Origin of the sequence: Klebsiella michiganensis (assembly GCF_015139575.1) — a bacterium.
Lineage (GTDB): Bacteria > Pseudomonadota > Gammaproteobacteria > Enterobacterales > Enterobacteriaceae > Klebsiella > Klebsiella michiganensis.
This window is the reverse complement of record NZ_AP022547.1, coordinates 2,850,823-2,864,426: the sequence shown is the minus strand read 5'-3', so window position 1 is coordinate 2,864,426 and position 13,604 is coordinate 2,850,823. Positions and strand designations below refer to the sequence as shown.

General features: G+C 56.5%; 19 protein-coding genes. 6 read left to right on the top strand and 13 right to left on the bottom strand.

Annotated features, from left to right (window positions below):
* Window positions 1-193: 193 nt before the first annotated feature.
* The 4 genes from JLG71_RS13560 to JLG71_RS13545 are packed head-to-tail and all read left to right on the top strand — an operon-like array spanning window position 194 to window position 2,417.
* On the top strand, window positions 194-1,306 hold the full coding sequence (locus JLG71_RS13560) for a serine hydrolase domain-containing protein (RefSeq protein ID WP_025106294.1): 1,113 nt from the start codon (window positions 194-196) through the stop codon (window positions 1,304-1,306).
* Window positions 1,303-1,647: a hypothetical protein gene (locus JLG71_RS13555; RefSeq protein ID WP_025106293.1), complete on the top strand. Its 345-nt coding sequence runs from the start codon at window positions 1,303-1,305 to the stop codon at window positions 1,645-1,647. The genes JLG71_RS13560 and JLG71_RS13555 overlap by 4 nt, the downstream gene beginning before the upstream one ends.
* 27 nt (window positions 1,648-1,674) lie before the next feature.
* Window positions 1,675-2,208, top strand: a complete 534-nt coding sequence (locus JLG71_RS13550; RefSeq protein WP_025106292.1) for a DUF2975 domain-containing protein — start codon at window positions 1,675-1,677, stop codon at window positions 2,206-2,208.
* A gap of 2 nt (window positions 2,209-2,210) precedes the next feature.
* The gene (locus tag JLG71_RS13545) at window positions 2,211-2,417 is read left to right on the top strand and encodes a helix-turn-helix domain-containing protein (protein ID WP_004120193.1); all 207 of its coding nucleotides are present in this window, start codon (window positions 2,211-2,213) and stop codon (window positions 2,415-2,417) included.
* On the opposite strand, the gene JLG71_RS13540 is transcribed toward JLG71_RS13545, so the two are convergent.
* From JLG71_RS13540 to JLG71_RS13510, 7 genes are read right to left on the bottom strand one after another with little or no spacing between them, the layout of a single operon-like run.
* On the bottom strand, window positions 2,414-3,169 hold the full coding sequence (locus JLG71_RS13540) for a GntR family transcriptional regulator (RefSeq protein WP_004851009.1): 756 nt from the start codon (window positions 3,167-3,169) through the stop codon (window positions 2,414-2,416). The two genes, JLG71_RS13545 and JLG71_RS13540, sit on opposite strands and share 4 nt — an antisense overlap.
* Window positions 3,170-3,183: 14 nt before the next feature.
* Complete coding sequence (locus JLG71_RS13535; protein WP_009652212.1) at window positions 3,184-3,924, bottom strand: sugar isomerase domain-containing protein; 741 nt, start codon at window positions 3,922-3,924, stop codon at window positions 3,184-3,186.
* A 16-nt stretch (window positions 3,925-3,940) separates the two neighbouring features.
* On the bottom strand, window positions 3,941-5,251 hold the full coding sequence (locus tag JLG71_RS13530; RefSeq protein ID WP_004851013.1) for a PTS ascorbate transporter subunit IIC: 1,311 nt from the start codon (window positions 5,249-5,251) through the stop codon (window positions 3,941-3,943).
* Window positions 5,248-5,535, bottom strand: a complete 288-nt coding sequence (locus tag JLG71_RS13525) for a PTS sugar transporter subunit IIB (protein WP_004851015.1) — start codon at window positions 5,533-5,535, stop codon at window positions 5,248-5,250. Before JLG71_RS13525 ends, JLG71_RS13530 begins: the two co-directional genes overlap by 4 nt.
* A 25-nt stretch (window positions 5,536-5,560) precedes the next feature.
* Window positions 5,561-6,004 (bottom strand): PTS sugar transporter subunit IIA, encoded by a 444-nt coding sequence (locus tag JLG71_RS13520; protein ID WP_014229418.1) that lies wholly within the window; start codon window positions 6,002-6,004, stop codon window positions 5,561-5,563.
* On the bottom strand, window positions 5,997-6,737 hold the full coding sequence (locus JLG71_RS13515) for a creatininase family protein (protein ID WP_047723795.1): 741 nt from the start codon (window positions 6,735-6,737) through the stop codon (window positions 5,997-5,999). Before JLG71_RS13515 ends, JLG71_RS13520 begins: the two co-directional genes overlap by 8 nt.
* A 9-nt stretch (window positions 6,738-6,746) precedes the next feature.
* A complete protein-coding gene (locus JLG71_RS13510) occupies window positions 6,747-7,718 on the bottom strand; it encodes a phosphotriesterase family protein (protein WP_070596128.1) in 972 nt (323 codons plus the stop codon).
* 360 nt (window positions 7,719-8,078) lie between these two features.
* Between JLG71_RS13510 and JLG71_RS13505 the strand changes: the two genes are divergently transcribed.
* The gene (locus JLG71_RS13505; RefSeq protein ID WP_004120166.1) at window positions 8,079-8,327 is read left to right on the top strand and encodes a hypothetical protein; all 249 of its coding nucleotides are present in this window, start codon (window positions 8,079-8,081) and stop codon (window positions 8,325-8,327) included.
* A 36-nt stretch (window positions 8,328-8,363) separates the two neighbouring features.
* Here the strand turns inward: JLG71_RS13505 and JLG71_RS13500 are convergent, their stop codons facing one another.
* Entirely contained in the window at window positions 8,364-9,257 is an 894-nt protein-coding gene (locus JLG71_RS13500) for an oxidoreductase (protein ID WP_200914284.1), read from the bottom strand.
* 146 nt (window positions 9,258-9,403) lie between these two features.
* Here JLG71_RS13500 and JLG71_RS13495 point away from each other — a divergent pair, with 146 nt between their 5' ends.
* The gene (locus JLG71_RS13495; RefSeq protein WP_004102179.1) at window positions 9,404-9,622 is read left to right on the top strand and encodes a YdcH family protein; all 219 of its coding nucleotides are present in this window, start codon (window positions 9,404-9,406) and stop codon (window positions 9,620-9,622) included.
* 41 nt (window positions 9,623-9,663) lie between these two features.
* On the opposite strand, the gene JLG71_RS13490 is transcribed toward JLG71_RS13495, so the two are convergent.
* The 5 genes from JLG71_RS13490 to JLG71_RS13470 all read right to left on the bottom strand — a co-directional run bounded on the left by JLG71_RS13490 (window position 9,664) and on the right by JLG71_RS13470 (window position 13,593).
* Window positions 9,664-10,500 (bottom strand): alpha/beta fold hydrolase, encoded by an 837-nt coding sequence (locus tag JLG71_RS13490; RefSeq protein ID WP_014838530.1) that lies wholly within the window; start codon window positions 10,498-10,500, stop codon window positions 9,664-9,666.
* A 234-nt stretch (window positions 10,501-10,734) separates the two neighbouring features.
* The gene (locus JLG71_RS13485) at window positions 10,735-11,163 is read right to left on the bottom strand and encodes a cyclophilin-like fold protein (protein ID WP_047723791.1); all 429 of its coding nucleotides are present in this window, start codon (window positions 11,161-11,163) and stop codon (window positions 10,735-10,737) included.
* Between the two features lie 4 nt (window positions 11,164-11,167).
* Complete coding sequence (locus tag JLG71_RS13480; RefSeq protein WP_064378191.1) at window positions 11,168-11,968, bottom strand: carboxymuconolactone decarboxylase family protein; 801 nt, start codon at window positions 11,966-11,968, stop codon at window positions 11,168-11,170.
* Window positions 11,969-11,989: 21 nt separating this feature from the next.
* A complete protein-coding gene (locus JLG71_RS13475) occupies window positions 11,990-12,586 on the bottom strand; it encodes an NAD(P)H-dependent oxidoreductase (protein WP_154919128.1) in 597 nt (198 codons plus the stop codon).
* A gap of 98 nt (window positions 12,587-12,684) precedes the next feature.
* Window positions 12,685-13,593 carry a LysR family transcriptional regulator gene (locus tag JLG71_RS13470; RefSeq protein WP_200914283.1) on the bottom strand — a complete coding sequence of 303 codons (909 nt, stop codon included), beginning with the start codon at window positions 13,591-13,593 and terminating at the stop codon, window positions 12,685-12,687.
* Between the last annotated feature and the right edge of the window lie 11 nt (window positions 13,594-13,604).

The following is a 13,604-nucleotide window of genomic DNA, read 5'->3' as shown; positions in this document are numbered from 1 at the left end:
ATTGCCAGGAGAGGCAAGTCATGAACAGAAGTATGCTGCGCGGGGGGTTACTCTCCGGGGCGCTGCGGCGCGCGCCGGCGATGTCAGCCGAGATGTCAGGATTTGCCGGGACGGGCGCGTCAGTTGCTCCACGCTATTCAGGGTCCAGTACACCTTGTATTCATTGCGGTTGTACTCATTTTAAGGAGAAAGCATGATCGGGTATCGATACCGCAGATACTGCAGTGACTGGCAAATCCTGTGCTCAGGCCTGGCTTTTGTCGCGGTGATGGCGGCAGGCATTTATTTGCAACCCGGCTTCAGACCCTTGACCACCCAGGTATCCGGGGACAAAGCGCTGGTTGCCTTTTTAACGCCGCTGCTCAAAGGCGCGCACGGTCACGTCGCCGCAGCGCTCATCACGCCAGGCGGCGTGCGCTATGGTATCTGGGGCAATGATTATGCCAGGCAGTTTGAGATTGGCAGCCTCAGCAAAACCCTGACCGCCAGCCTGCTGATTGATGCCATCCGGCGCGGCGAAGTCACAGCCACGACGCAGGTCGGCGATCTGGTGCCAGAGCTCGTCGGTCCGGCGCGGAATATTAGCCTTGAGGAGCTCGTCTCGCATCGTTCGGGCCTGCCTCCGTTCGCCTCATCGCTCACGCAGAAAATCGCCATGCTTACCGCCATTGTGAGACGAGAAAACCCGTGGAGCTACGATCGCCAGGAGCTGGCGGAAATGATTAACCGGGCGCGGATACCGAAGGTCAAAATATTTGATTACTCCAATTCCGGGTTTGCCCTGCTGGGGCTAGCGCTGGAACGCGCCTCTCACCGTACATTCGCGGCGTTGCTGGAACAGCGCGTTTTTGCACCGGCCGGGATGACCCGTTCGCTTGTGGCGCAAGAGACGACGCCGCCTGACGCGGCATTTATGCCGGGCTGGTCAGCGTCAGGTTTACGCGAAGCGCCGTGGATCTTAAACGCCTTCTCGCCTGCGGCCGGCGTACGTTCCACTATTGTCGATATGACGAAATATGCCCAGGCGCTTATGGCAGGAAAACTGGCCGGAAGCCAGGGCATGGCGCCGCGGTTCGCGACCGACGATCCCGATTCACGGGTAGGCTATTCATGGTTCACCACCGCTATCAAGGGACGGGATATTATCTGGCACGATGGTCAGTCCGCGGGCTATGCCGCCGTGATGGCCTTTGACCCCGAGCGTAAAACCGCCGTCGTGATCCTCTCAGATACCGCATGGCCGGTAATTGTGCCGGCAATCAAATTGCTGCTTTCCACGCTATCCGACGTTAAGGAAGAACGATGAACTGGATTAATATGCTGTGGGCGATATTGACCCTGCTGTCAGTGGCGGTCTTTATTTCCGGAAACGGGTTTGCACGGTACAAAGTACGCCTTATTAATTATGTTCTCTTCACCTTCATTGTTATTTATATTGCCGAGTCATTACAAACCATCGATAACCTGAGTAAAACAGGCTACCTGATGCGAATGTTGACCTGGACAATACAGGCGGCGTTTATTGCCATCGGTCTGTTTAGCGTCTGGCAGCGCCCGTGGTTCCGCGGCCCGTCGCGACGGGCGGCCGGACTACACGTTGTCTTATCTCTGCTCCTTATGTCATGCTTAGGCGTGCTGGTTCTGTAATCGCACCATTATTCAGGAAGGTTAAAGGTGAAAAACGCACGAAACAAACTCAGTCTGTTCTTACTGGCTGGAATATTACCGCTGTTTTTTATTCTGGCGGTCATTACGCCAGCGTGGATCTATTTTACCGGCGAGTCGTTTTTCCTCGCAAATATGCTTGAGTTTGCCGAGGTTCCGCTCGGTAATGAAAGCGGTCTGACGGCACCGACTTTTAAACTGCTGGCGCTGCTGGCGATACTCTATTTACCCGCCGGGCTTTTCGCCTGGGCGATCTGGCAGGGGATCCGCGTCACTCAATACGTCAGAAAACGCACCATTCTGAGCCTCGACCTGGCGCTGAGGGTAAGAAAAATCGCGCTGGCGATGCTGGGGATGGGGCTCCTGCTGCCGCTGTTTCGCTTCCTGGTGCCGCTGGTTTTTTACTGGCCGCATCCTTATACCCAGATCGTTCTTTTACTTAGCGATTTTGTCCTGCTGCTGACCGGCGGCTTGTTATTTGTGACGTTTCACTCCATGCTCGAAGGGATCAGAGCGGAAAATGAGAATAAGGAGTTTATCTGACTATGGCGGTAGTGGTTAATCTGGACAAATTGCTGGTAGAGAGAAAAATGACGTCCAGAGCGCTGGCGGCCTATGTAGGGATTACCGAGCAAAACCTGTCTTTGCTCAAATCAGGAAAGGTGAAAGGCATCCGCTTCGATACGCTGGCAAAAATCTGCCAGGCGCTGGAGTGCCAGCCAGGCGATATTCTCGCCTGGGAGGCGGATTAACGCCCTTTCTCGATCGTGCAGGCCCACTGCTGGCTCATGCTGCTCTGGCTGGTGGCGATTTGCAGCGACAGGCTGGCGTCAAGGGTATGCGTGACGCTGTATTCAAGCACCACATCATCCAGATCGCGGGCGACGCGCTCAATGCGAAACAGAGCCTGGCCGGGTTCAATATTGAGCAATCCCGCCGTGCGGCTATCGCAGCACACCGGCGTATAGCGTTCCGTGGCGTTGGCCGGCGAGTAGCCGAACGTTTCCCGCAGCTGCTTATACAGCGATCGGCTGCCGTCCACGTGGCTCAGATCGTTATAGATACGGCCATTAAGCCAGGTCAGCACATGGCCAACCGGCCGATCGCCCTGCACTAACAGCCGCTCCAGACGCATCAGCTGGCAGCCTAAATCCAGCCCCATTTGCTCCGCCACCTGGCGGTCGGCCATGGTCGAAATCAGCGACAGAACTTCCACGGCTATCTCCCCCGGCGGAGCAAAGGTGGTCAGTACGTCCGGGAGGTCGGTGTAGTATTTCTGCAGCGCATCGCGGTTAATAAACGTCCCTTTACCCTGTTCGCGGTACACCATGCCAATACTGGCCAGCGAATCTATCGCCTGTTTAATGGTACCGCGCGCGACCTTAAACTCCCCGGCGAGCAGCAGTTCGCCCGGGAGTTTATCGTCATAGGTAAAAGAGAGGATCCGCTGCAGGATAACGTCTTTTATCCTTAAATAGAGAGGGAGTCCATCCGACTCAAACATACTTGTGCTCCAACTCAGAGGTAGTGTATCTGGCTCCTGTAAGCGCTAAGTATATCCTGATTTATCTCCTGATTACCGTCTATGTTTGCGCTGGCGAGAATGGGCGGCGTGCGCGCATTTTCCAGCATGATTTCGCAAATACGTAATACCAGGCTGTTGGCGATGGTCGCGCCCATGATGGTGGAGAGCGGCGCGGCTTTCTGCGCCATCCCCGGCAGGCTCACCGCCGCATCGCCATACTCGCAGTGGTTATCAATGGTGATATCGGCCACATCCACCAGCAGCTTGCCGCTGGAGTGGCGCGACGTCACGCGCGCCGCCGTCGCCAGGCTGGTAATCGCGATAACCTTTGCGCCGCACGCTTTCGCCGCCAGCGCGACATCAATGGTAATCGCGTTGCGTCCCGACACCGAATGGATCAGCAGCGTATCTTCAGCCCTTAGCGGCGACTGCTCCACCAGTACCCGACCGAGGTGCTCCACATTTTCCACCGCGCTGGTGAGGGTTAACGGCCTGACGTTAAGCATCAGCGCAGGCGTAAAAAGCGGATTGATGATGGCCAGGCCGCCCGCGCGATAGCTCATCTCCTCCGCCAGAATCCCGGCGTGGCTGGCGCCAAAGACGAAGATGTTGCGCTGCCCCATAATGCTGTGGGACATGATTTCCGCCGCCCGGGTGAGTTCATCGGGGCGCTGCTCAAGAAAAGCCAGCTTCTGGCGGATCTGACTGTAGTACTGTTTCAGGGCCTGACTCATAGACTTCCTCCCGATATCAGAACGCCAGCAGGCGGGTCAAAAGATGAATGACTGGCGCGAGGACAAACATATCGCTGTCGCCTGCCCATAGCGCGGTATCCGGGATCGTATTGTCGATAAAGCCGGTGACGCAGAAATACTGCCCCCAGGCGACCACGGTCGAGGTGATAAACCCCGCCAGCAGAGCGCCTTTATAGCCTCCGGTAATATTGCCGAAGACCCCCGCCGTACCGGCGTGAAAGAAAATCACAATCATACTGGGAATAAAAACGTAGCCGGTATAGCGGCCGATCAGGGTCAGCCACAGCAGCGAGCCGACAAAAGCGCCGACAAACCCCAGCACCACCGCGTTTGGCGCAAAGTTAAACAGTATCGGGCAGTCCAGCGCCGGTTTTGCGCCGGGCACCAGCCGCGATCCGATGCCGTTAAACGCCGGCACCATTTCGCCAATAAACATCCGTACGCCGAGCAGCACGACGGCAATGCCGCCGGTAAACATCAGCGATTGTTTGAGGGCATAGATGTAGAAGCTCAGGTCGCCGGATTGCGCCAGAATCTCCGCCGCTTTCGGCGTACCTTTAATCTGCAGAATAAAGGTGCCAATAAAGAACAGCAGCGCCATGGTCAACGCCGTCACCACGTTGGAGTCGCGCAGGAAACCCAACTTTTTAGGGACTTTGATATCTTCGGAGCTGATTTTGTTGCGGGCGAAAATCTGGCCAAAAATCGCCCCCAGCAGCGCGACGGAGGCGGAAGTATGCCCCAGCGCCACGTTGTCGTTGCCGGTGATTTTTCGCACCCAGGGCTGAACCAGCGCGGGCTGTAGGGTCCAGTAGAGCCCCATAATCACCGTTAGCATCAGCGTCAGCTGCACCGCTGAAATAGCGGGCTCGGTGTTCACCATCACCCCGGCAAAGATCATCGTCGTCCAGAACATCATATGTCCTGTCAGGTAGATGTATTTAAAGCGCGTCAGCCGGGCCAGCAGCAAATTGATGGCGAATCCGCCGGCAATGGCGATGGTCACGCTGCTTCCGTAGCGTTCGCTGAAGCGCGCCTGGCCGATAATATTGGTCAGGTTCATGGAGCTGAGACCGAAAACTTCGGTCCAGATCGGCTGAAATATCAGCAGCGCGGAGACGATAATCCCGGCCCCCGCGCCGATGATCAGAAAGCCCAGAATGCCTTTCAGGGTGCCGGACACAATGTCCGCCAGCGATTTCTTTTGCAGCACTAGCCCCAGCAGCACAATCAGGCCAATTAAGATCGACGCTTCACCAAATATATTGATGGTGATCCAGCGCAGCACGCCAAGAAACTCGCTCATGACGGCTCTCCTGCGGGCAGAATTTTCGCCTGGGTCAGCGCCGCGGTGATTTCGGCGTTATCGATATAGTTGTTCACCACCACCACCGGACAGGACAGATGCTTAAGGTTGTCCACCAGCTCCGCGTTGGTTATCACCACATCGGCGTTGGCCGAAGCAGCGGAAGAGACATCCATATGTTCCACGGAGGCCTGAATCCCGTGCTGTTTTAACACCGCCTCAACGTTCATTTTTAAAATCAGGCTGGAGCCCATACCTAAACCACAGACTGTCAGAATTTTCATCGCTACTCACTCCGTGTTCATCACGCTACAAACGCTGCGAGCCGCTGGCTAACAGCCGATAAAGTTGTTCTGGATCGTTCGAATGCATCAGGGTATGCAGGTTATTTTCATCGCTGAGTACGGTCACGATATGCTGGATAAGGTGGATATGGGCATCGCTGCTGGTTGCCGAAAGCCCCAGCACCACCTGCACCGGGTCGTTTTCCGCATGACCAAACGCCAGCGGTTCACGCAGCCTGACCGCGCTGATCTGCGCTTTCATCGCCCCCTGCTCCGGGCGGGCATGCGGCAGCGCCAGCCCGGGGGCAATGACAAAATAGGGGCCCAGCTCGCGGTAGCTATCGACCATTGCCTGGACGTATTGCGGGCTACAGGCTCCCGCGCGGCACAACGCGTTCCCCGCCTCGCGGATGGCCTCCTCAGGGGTAGCGGCCGGGCAGTCTACACGTATCGCCTGACGCTCAATCATCGGAGGCTCCTTGGGTTAGGTGATGACGGATAGAGGCAAGCGTGGTCGCCAGCGCCCGCTGGACGAACGCGCGCCCTTTCTCTTCGCTGGCGGCAGTTGGATCGCCCAGCACCGCATAGTCAGAAAACTCGGTCCAGGGTATCGGCTGATAGCGAAAATTGTTCGGGAAAGCCGGATAGTGCGCGCGGGCGTTGGTCATGGTGACGAACTCCGGCGCCAGCGCCAGCATCAGCGAGGTTTCGACCTCATCAGCATGCATATAGCCGGGGTAAGCCACCGCGGTGGTTTGCCGTCGTTTTACCTCCTCATCCATCCCCGCCCAGCTATAGCTAAGCAAGGTAATACCCTGCTCTTTTAGCTGCCGGGAGGCCGCTTTCATCGCATCAAAATTGCCGTAATGCGCGTTAATCACCGCCGTGGTGGTGATACCGTAGCTGGCCATGTTTTCCGCCAGCGACACCAGCAGCGACGTCAGCCGTTCATGACCGATATCAATCGCGCCCGCGTGGCCGCGCAGGGACCAGACCTGGCTGTAGGAAACGACCGGCAGGCTCAGGGCGCACTCGCCCAGCTGCTCGTCAAGCAGCGCGCAAAACCGCTCGGCCAGCAGGTTATCGGTATCCAGCGGCAGGTGGTCGCCGTGCGGCTCGACGGCGCCGAGCGGCAATAAGGCGATCCGCGCCTTTTGTAAAGCCCGCCGGGCCTCGCTTTCGTTTAAACGATGCAGCTTCATAACATCTCCTCAGGCAAAAGCGAGGTAACGCGCCGGGTTGTCGACGAAGAAATCATGCAGCAGCGCTTCGCCGTCAAACCCGGCTTCCCGGGCCTCGTCAATAAATCTTGGCCGCCAGTCGCTAAGGATAAATTTCAGTCCCAGCCCCCCTTTGCCGTAATGCGCGCTCATGGATTTACGGGCAAAATCGCCGCCGATTAAGATCTGCTTTTGATAACCACGCTGGCAGAGCGCCAGGATGGCCTGGGTACGGATGTGCTCTGGGTGATATTTGATGCGACTGATACCGTCGAAAGAGAGAAACGCCCCGGTGTTGGCGATCTGACGGTGCAGCCAGGGATCGGGGTTACGATCCATATGAGCAAAACATAAGCGGGAGAGATCCAGCCCCCATTTTTTAAAGAGCTGCGCCTGCTCGAGTCCCATCGTCCCCATTTCCGTATGGCTGTGCATCGGCGCCCCGGTGCGCTGCTGGGCGCGAACGATAACCTCCATGATTTTTTGTTCCAGAGGGGAAATGGCGTTATAGCCGGTACCGCACTTCACCACGCCGGCCCGATGTTCGGTGCCCTCTATCCCCTCAGTGACCTCGCGACAGACATGTTCAACCAGTTCATCAACGTCTGAATGTGCAATCCACTCGGCGAAAGTCTGCGCGGAGCCCGGCCGCTTGCTGCTCCACAGAAAGCCTTTGTTAAAACCCGCAGTGGCGATAATGTGCAGCTGCTGGCGCTGCGCCATGGCGGCGACGGCTGCGGCCTGACGGCCATAATCCGGCGCGGTGGCGTCGTAGATGGCGTTACCACCCGCCCGGCGGAAGTCGCTTAATTCACGCTCTGAAGCCTGCGGATCGTCGAGTAACAGATCGTCATCCTGACGCTCGGCCCAATAGGGCGGAATACAGTAAATATGGTCGTGGCTGTAGGTGACGCCCAGCTGATTAGCGGAAATATCCCCGTTTAACGTTCGAATGATGCCCATGTTTCTTGCTCCCCGGAACGGATAAGAAGGTGCTTTCAACATAGGTGCGCCACACTTGACCAGTCAAGTGATCAAGTTCGCATCAGTCATATAAAATTTCTATCTGTGAGGTAGGTCGACATTAACATTTATGTGACGTTGTCACATAAATGAATCCGGGATAAAAAAACCGTTACTCATGGAAAAACATACGTATCCCGGGTGAGGTGATTAAATTTATGTTAATTAAATTCAATGGGATACACATTCACTAAGCCAATGCATTCCTGACTAATAATCCATAGCTTTGATTAAAATGTTTAATTGAATGAATCGATAAAGAGAGTATTGTTAAAAACAATGATGAGCGGAGATAAATAAATGTTACGTGATTTTTTGAAGGTAGAAAAAGAGGATCGTCTGGTCGAACAACAGGACGCCAGCAGCGGTAAAGCGAATTCAACGGACGTCACCGAATGGATTATTGTGAATAAAAATGGTGATAAAAAAGGCCGGGTGGCATTATTCAATCAATTTACCACCCGCCGTTCCTATTGCGTGAATTACCGCATCACCCAGTTTGATAATAGCGGCAAAGTGGTTGTCGACCGGCTGGCGGAATCAATCTGATCCCGGGGAACGTTATCACGCCGGCGTCCCGCGCCTTTAGCCCGGCCCGTCGCTGGCAGCGGCCAGCAGCGGCACAATCACATCGCTTAACGGCGTGGGGGTATGGTGAATACGGCCATATCGCTGAACGACCCCGTTGCGAATATCCCACTCCAGCGGCAGCCCGGCCTCGCGATCCGTCAGTATTGAAGTGCTTAAATCCGGAGGCGCACGGTGAAAACCGGCGAGAATTTCCTGCGGCACGCCGTCGTCCAGGCTGGCGCCTGCGGCGCGCGCCACCGTCAGCCCCTCCTGCAAATAGGCTAAAGCAAGCGCCGTGATATCGTCGCGGGCAAACATCCCTGCCCGCCTCCCCGCCAGCACCATCAGACCGGCGACCGCATTCTGCAGCAGTTTACGCCACGCAACGGAGAGAAAATCCGCGCTGATATCCACTTCACAGCGCGTGTCCCGTAGCGCGTGTCGCACCCGCTCGGCCCCCTCAACATCCGGCAGCGTCAGGCGCGGTTTCGCCCGCAGCCAGACTGACGCTTCAGGCTCACGCTGCGCGGGGAACCAGACGACCGATGGCAGCACGGCCGCTTCCGCCACGTACGGCGCGAACAGCGTTTTTTGTTCAACGCCGTTTTGGAGCACGCAGACTACCGTTCGATCGTGACACAGCGCTTGCAGCCACGGTGCAATAGCCGCAATTTGTGTCGCTTTTACCGCCACAAATACCAGGTCGTACGGCGCGGCGACCGATGCCGGTTCCGTCAAGACCGGCCCCGGCACCACAATATTTCCACCATCAAAACGCAGCGAAAGCTGCGGGTGCGCACGGCGGCCGCATACCAGAGGCGTACGGCCAACCTCGTGCAGCGCCGCGGCGATGGTGGTACCAATTGCGCCCGGACCGATCAGCGCAACGGTGGGTTCTTCAACTGTCATCTATGCCTCCAGGCCGCTTCCGGCCCCTGAGATTTCATTAGTACGTAACATAAACGCGACTTCGTTCGCATTACCATTTTATTCATATGGGTAATCTGAATGTGTGTGTCAGCGTACACACTTTTCACCATCAACAAGGAAGGTACATGTTTCCAGAATACAGAGAGCTGATTTCTCGATTGAAAACCACGCATCCGCGCTTTCAGTCGCTATTCGAAAAACATAATGCACTCGATCACGACATTTCCCGCATAGAAGGAGTCGATGGCAAAGGATACAGTCTCGAGCTTGTACAGATGAAGAAAGAAAAACTTATGTTGAAGGACGAAATGCTCAAAATCCTCCAGCATGAAAGCCTGATGTAAACGAGAAGGCCGCCGGATGGCGGCCTTCTTATAGCACCAGGCTACGAGCGAATAAACGCCAGCAGATCGGCGTTAATCACATCGGCGTGCGAGGTATGCATACCGTGCGGAAAGCCGGGATAAATTTTTAGCTGGCTGTTCGGCAGCAGCTTATCCTGCAGTATCGCGGCGTTTTGATAAGGCACAACCTGATCATCATCGCCCTGCATCACCAGCACCGGCAGCGTAATGGCTTTTAAATCTTCGGTCTGGTCGGTTTCCGAAAACGCCTTAATCCCCTCATAGTGCGCTTTTGCGCTACCGGTCATGCCCTGCCGCCACCAGTTCTGAATCGTGCCCTGGGACACCTCCGCGCCTTCACGGTTAAAGCCGTAGAACGGCCCGGACGCCACGTCGAGATAAAACTGCGAGCGGTTGGCGGCCAGCGCTTTGCGAAAACCATCAAACACCTCGATTGGCGTACCGCCCGGATTACTCTCCGTTTTTACCATCAATGGCGGAACCGCGCTGATCAGCACCGCTTTGGCCACGCGCCCCTGCGGCTGACCATACTGCGCAACGTAGCGCGCAACCTGCCCACCGCCGGTAGAATGCCCGATATGCACGGCATTATGCAGATCCAGATGCTCCGCCACCGCTGAGGCATCGGCGGCATAATGATCCATATCGTGACCGTCACTCACCTGATCTGAACGACCATGACCGCGTCGGTCAATCGCAATAACCCGGAACCCTTCTGCCAGGAAAAACAGCATCTGGTTATCCCAATCATCGGCACTTAAAGGCCAGCCATGATGAAATACGATCGGCTGCGCCTCCTTCGGGCCCCAGTCTTTAAAGAAGATATTGACGCCGTCTTTGGTTGTCACAAATGCCATGTTACAAACTCCTCTCGTGAGAAAACAAGGCTGCGGGCCTGACGCCTGCAGTGGGTCGGGTCTTAAGGCGGGATGCTATGTCTGGACGATAGCGTCTCGTTAGGTGTGAAAATGACCTGGCTGGAAAAGTGTAGATGATTTTTGCCGATACTGAGCGTTCGCTTTGTATCCGATAAATGGGCTGTAAACAGCCCATTTAAGCATGCAGGAAGGAAAATTTAACGCAGGACGAACTTAATAACGCCGGATGGTTACCGTTTCGGCTCCCGCCTGGTCGAGCGCGGCGAGGCCCTCCTCTATCCGCCCGAGGCTTATCAGCCCGGGGGAGTGGCGAAAATCCTCGCGAAAAATGGCCAGATTGCCCCACGGCGCGTAATAGGCGATGTCGCCGCGCCGTGGGGTCATTGAGGCACCAGAATCCGCGCGGCGCAGTTTCGTCGGCAGCCAGGCGATTTTTTCCGTGGAACCATAATCCTCGAGCTTCACCGTCATCGGCAGCTGCGCCAGGAACTCATTAGCCGCTGCGCTCTCATCCAGCGAGCCGACAACAGTGGCGCCATTGAACTCAAACTGAATCTTCACCGCGTTCTCCCGCCCGGCGGCAAATGCCGCCCCCGTCGTAGCAATAAAAATCAATAACGTGGCGCTAAGAGAGTTAAACATCCGCTCACCCTGCCAGGCCACGAGCGCGCAGGACTTCACTCACCACCGCTACCGCCGAAAAGGCGTTTGGCCAGCCGGCATAGAAAGCAGCATGCGCAACGATCTCCCCCGCCTCTTGCGCGGTGAGGCCGTTATCCATCGCCCGGTTAAGGTGGTAGCCAATTTGCGCGCTTTGCCCGGCGGCAATCAACGCGCTGACCGTGACCAGGCTGCGGTCGCGCGGCTTCAGCCCCGGTCGCTGCCACAGGTCAAGAAAAAGCGGTTGAGTCGTAAACTTCACCAGTCCAGGGGAAATCGCGCCGAAGTTCTGTTCTACGGTTGTTGAACGCTGGTTCTCCACCGCCTGATTAAGAGGGAGCAGCTCCGGGGAGGCAGCAGCCAGCTGCTCGCGGCCAATGCCGCGCGCAACAAAAATATCTTTCGTCACCGCAACGGCGGCCATCGCGTTGGGCCAGCCGGAATAAAAAGCCAGATGCGTGACGATCTCTGAGATTTCAGCCGCCGTGACGTCGTTATCCAGAGCAACTTCAACGTTATGTTTTAGCTCCGCCGGCTGATTACGGGCGATAAGAATCGCCACGGTCACGATGCTGCGGTCGCGACGCGAGAGTTCTGTTCTCTGCCAGAGATCCCCTATCAGCACCTCGCTGCCGAAACGGGCAAGCGCCGGCGCGACGGATTGAATATCCTCAGCGGACAATACGGATGGACTACGTGGAGCCATTTTTTCACCTCTTTTTTCTTCTGCCAGGGCTGGCGCGCCCAGCATTAACGACATTGCAGCTACGGCAATAAAAGCTTTCATCCTGAACACCTTTCCGACACGTTAATTCTTCAGCCTTTCCACCAGTTGACGCTGGTATTCAGGCAGTTGATCGCGGCTGGCGCGCTGAAAAACCAGCGGAGGCAGCCAGGTCATTCCCGCATGCAGCGCGCTGGCCTTCATTGGCGTAAAGACGTCGGCCAGGCTGACGCCCGTTCGCCCGGTCTCGCCGTATGTCGCGTCACCGCCTGCGGCCGTCGTGACAATCAGCATCTCTTTGCCCTGCCATACTCCCGGCCCTACGCTGCCCCAGGTATCGTTCAACCAGGCCTTCATCATCGGGGTGATGTTGAACCAGTGGGTCGGGAAGATAAAAACGATGCGCGAGTGTTCCCGCATGAGCCGTCGCTCTTCATCGGCATTGATATTTCGGGTGTCAAAACCGTAAAGCGCCTCGAGATTGCGTACGGTCACGCCGGGTACGCTTTGCGCTGCGGCCTCAAGACCTTTGGTCATGACCGATTGCTCGGGATACGGATGAGAGACGATAACCAGCGTGTTAGCCTCTGCCGCGCGGCTGGTAGAGGTAAAGCTAAACAGAAACGCGATGACGGCCAAAAGCCAGAACAGACCGGGAATACAGCGGTGCGAATAGTTCATCAAGCTCTCCTTCTCTTTTGCCACAGGGTAAGGCGCGGAATAAGAAGGAGCCAGCCCTCGCTATCGAATGGGGCTGTGAGTTATTTTCATCAATCGGACTACAGACCGAGCGGCTTCATTTCCCGCACAAGGGAGATTAACAGGCGCAGCCCGGCGGGAACCTGATGACGGCTGGAGTAATAGATATAGAATCCCGGTCCGTATGAGGCCCAGTCGGTCAGCACCAGACGCAGGCGCCCTGCGCTGACGTGCTCTGCTATCAGCGGTTCCGGCAGGTACATCAGGCCAAACCCCTGCAGAATGGCCACCACGCCCGTCTCCGCCAGATCGACCGTTAACAGCGGCGGTACTTTGACGGTGAGCTGCTCTTCGCCACGTTCAAACTCCCATTTATAAATGCGGTTGTTTCCCAGACGATTGCTGACGCAGCGGTGCTGTTGAAGATCGTGAGGATGCCGGGGCTCGCCAAAGCGGGCAAGATATTCCGGGGATGCGGCGACCACCCAGCGCACATCGGCGGACAGCCGCTGCGCCACCATATCTTCAGGCACGGTTCCGCCATAGCGGATCCCTGCGTCAAACCGCGCTTCCGTTACATCAACAATGCGGTTGCTGGCCACGATGTCCAGCTCAATATCGGGGTAACGTTCAGCAAAAACAGACAGGACCGGGGCCAGCAGCAGCGTGGCCGCCTCGACGGCGACGTTGAGCCGAATATGTCCCGCAGGCGAGTCGCGAAACTGGTTGAGCTGTTCAATCGCGACATCGATTGAAGCGAGCGGCTCGCTTACCGTGCTGGCCAGACTCTCGCCTGCCGCCGTCAGGGAAACGCTTTTGGTCGTGCGGTTCAGCAGACGCACGCCCAGCCGCGCCTCAAATCCCTTGATCGCGTGGCTCAGCGTCGATGCGCTCACCCCAAGTTCAACGGCAGCTTTACTAAAACTCTGATGGCGGGCTATGGCGAAAAAATAGACAAGATCGGCCATGTCGGCACGGGTTACATTCATACGGTCTCGCT

Bases quoted from the DNA above. Each gene is read 5' to 3' on its own strand.
- JLG71_RS13520 (WP_014229418.1), bottom strand. From the start codon at position 6,004: ATGATTGAGCGTCAGGCGATACGTGTAGACTGCCCGGCCGCTACCCCT.
- JLG71_RS13475 (WP_154919128.1), bottom strand. From the start codon at position 12,586: ATGAACTATTCGCACCGCTGTATTCCCGGTCTGTTCTGGCTTTTGGCC.
- JLG71_RS13470 (WP_200914283.1), bottom strand. From the start codon at position 13,593: ATGAATGTAACCCGTGCCGACATGGCCGATCTTGTCTATTTTTTCGCC.
- JLG71_RS13515 (WP_047723795.1), bottom strand. From the start codon at position 6,737: ATGAAGCTGCATCGTTTAAACGAAAGCGAGGCCCGGCGGGCTTTACAA.
- JLG71_RS13535 (WP_009652212.1), bottom strand. From the start codon at position 3,924: ATGAGTCAGGCCCTGAAACAGTACTACAGTCAGATCCGCCAGAAGCTG.
- JLG71_RS13540 (WP_004851009.1), bottom strand. From the start codon at position 3,169: ATGTTTGAGTCGGATGGACTCCCTCTCTATTTAAGGATAAAAGACGTT.
- JLG71_RS13495 (WP_004102179.1), top strand. From the start codon at position 9,404: ATGTTTCCAGAATACAGAGAGCTGATTTCTCGATTGAAAACCACGCAT.
- JLG71_RS13480 (WP_064378191.1), bottom strand. From the start codon at position 11,968: ATGAAAGCTTTTATTGCCGTAGCTGCAATGTCGTTAATGCTGGGCGCG.
- JLG71_RS13490 (WP_014838530.1), bottom strand. From the start codon at position 10,500: ATGGCATTTGTGACAACCAAAGACGGCGTCAATATCTTCTTTAAAGAC.
- JLG71_RS13500 (WP_200914284.1), bottom strand. From the start codon at position 9,257: ATGACAGTTGAAGAACCCACCGTTGCGCTGATCGGTCCGGGCGCAATT.
- JLG71_RS13560 (WP_025106294.1), top strand. From the start codon at position 194: ATGATCGGGTATCGATACCGCAGATACTGCAGTGACTGGCAAATCCTG.
- JLG71_RS13525 (WP_004851015.1), bottom strand. From the start codon at position 5,535: ATGAAAATTCTGACAGTCTGTGGTTTAGGTATGGGCTCCAGCCTGATT.
- JLG71_RS13505 (WP_004120166.1), top strand. From the start codon at position 8,079: ATGTTACGTGATTTTTTGAAGGTAGAAAAAGAGGATCGTCTGGTCGAA.
- JLG71_RS13485 (WP_047723791.1), bottom strand. From the start codon at position 11,163: ATGTTTAACTCTCTTAGCGCCACGTTATTGATTTTTATTGCTACGACG.
- JLG71_RS13555 (WP_025106293.1), top strand. From the start codon at position 1,303: ATGAACTGGATTAATATGCTGTGGGCGATATTGACCCTGCTGTCAGTG.
- JLG71_RS13510 (WP_070596128.1), bottom strand. From the start codon at position 7,718: ATGGGCATCATTCGAACGTTAAACGGGGATATTTCCGCTAATCAGCTG.
- JLG71_RS13530 (WP_004851013.1), bottom strand. From the start codon at position 5,251: ATGAGCGAGTTTCTTGGCGTGCTGCGCTGGATCACCATCAATATATTT.
- JLG71_RS13545 (WP_004120193.1), top strand. From the start codon at position 2,211: ATGGCGGTAGTGGTTAATCTGGACAAATTGCTGGTAGAGAGAAAAATG.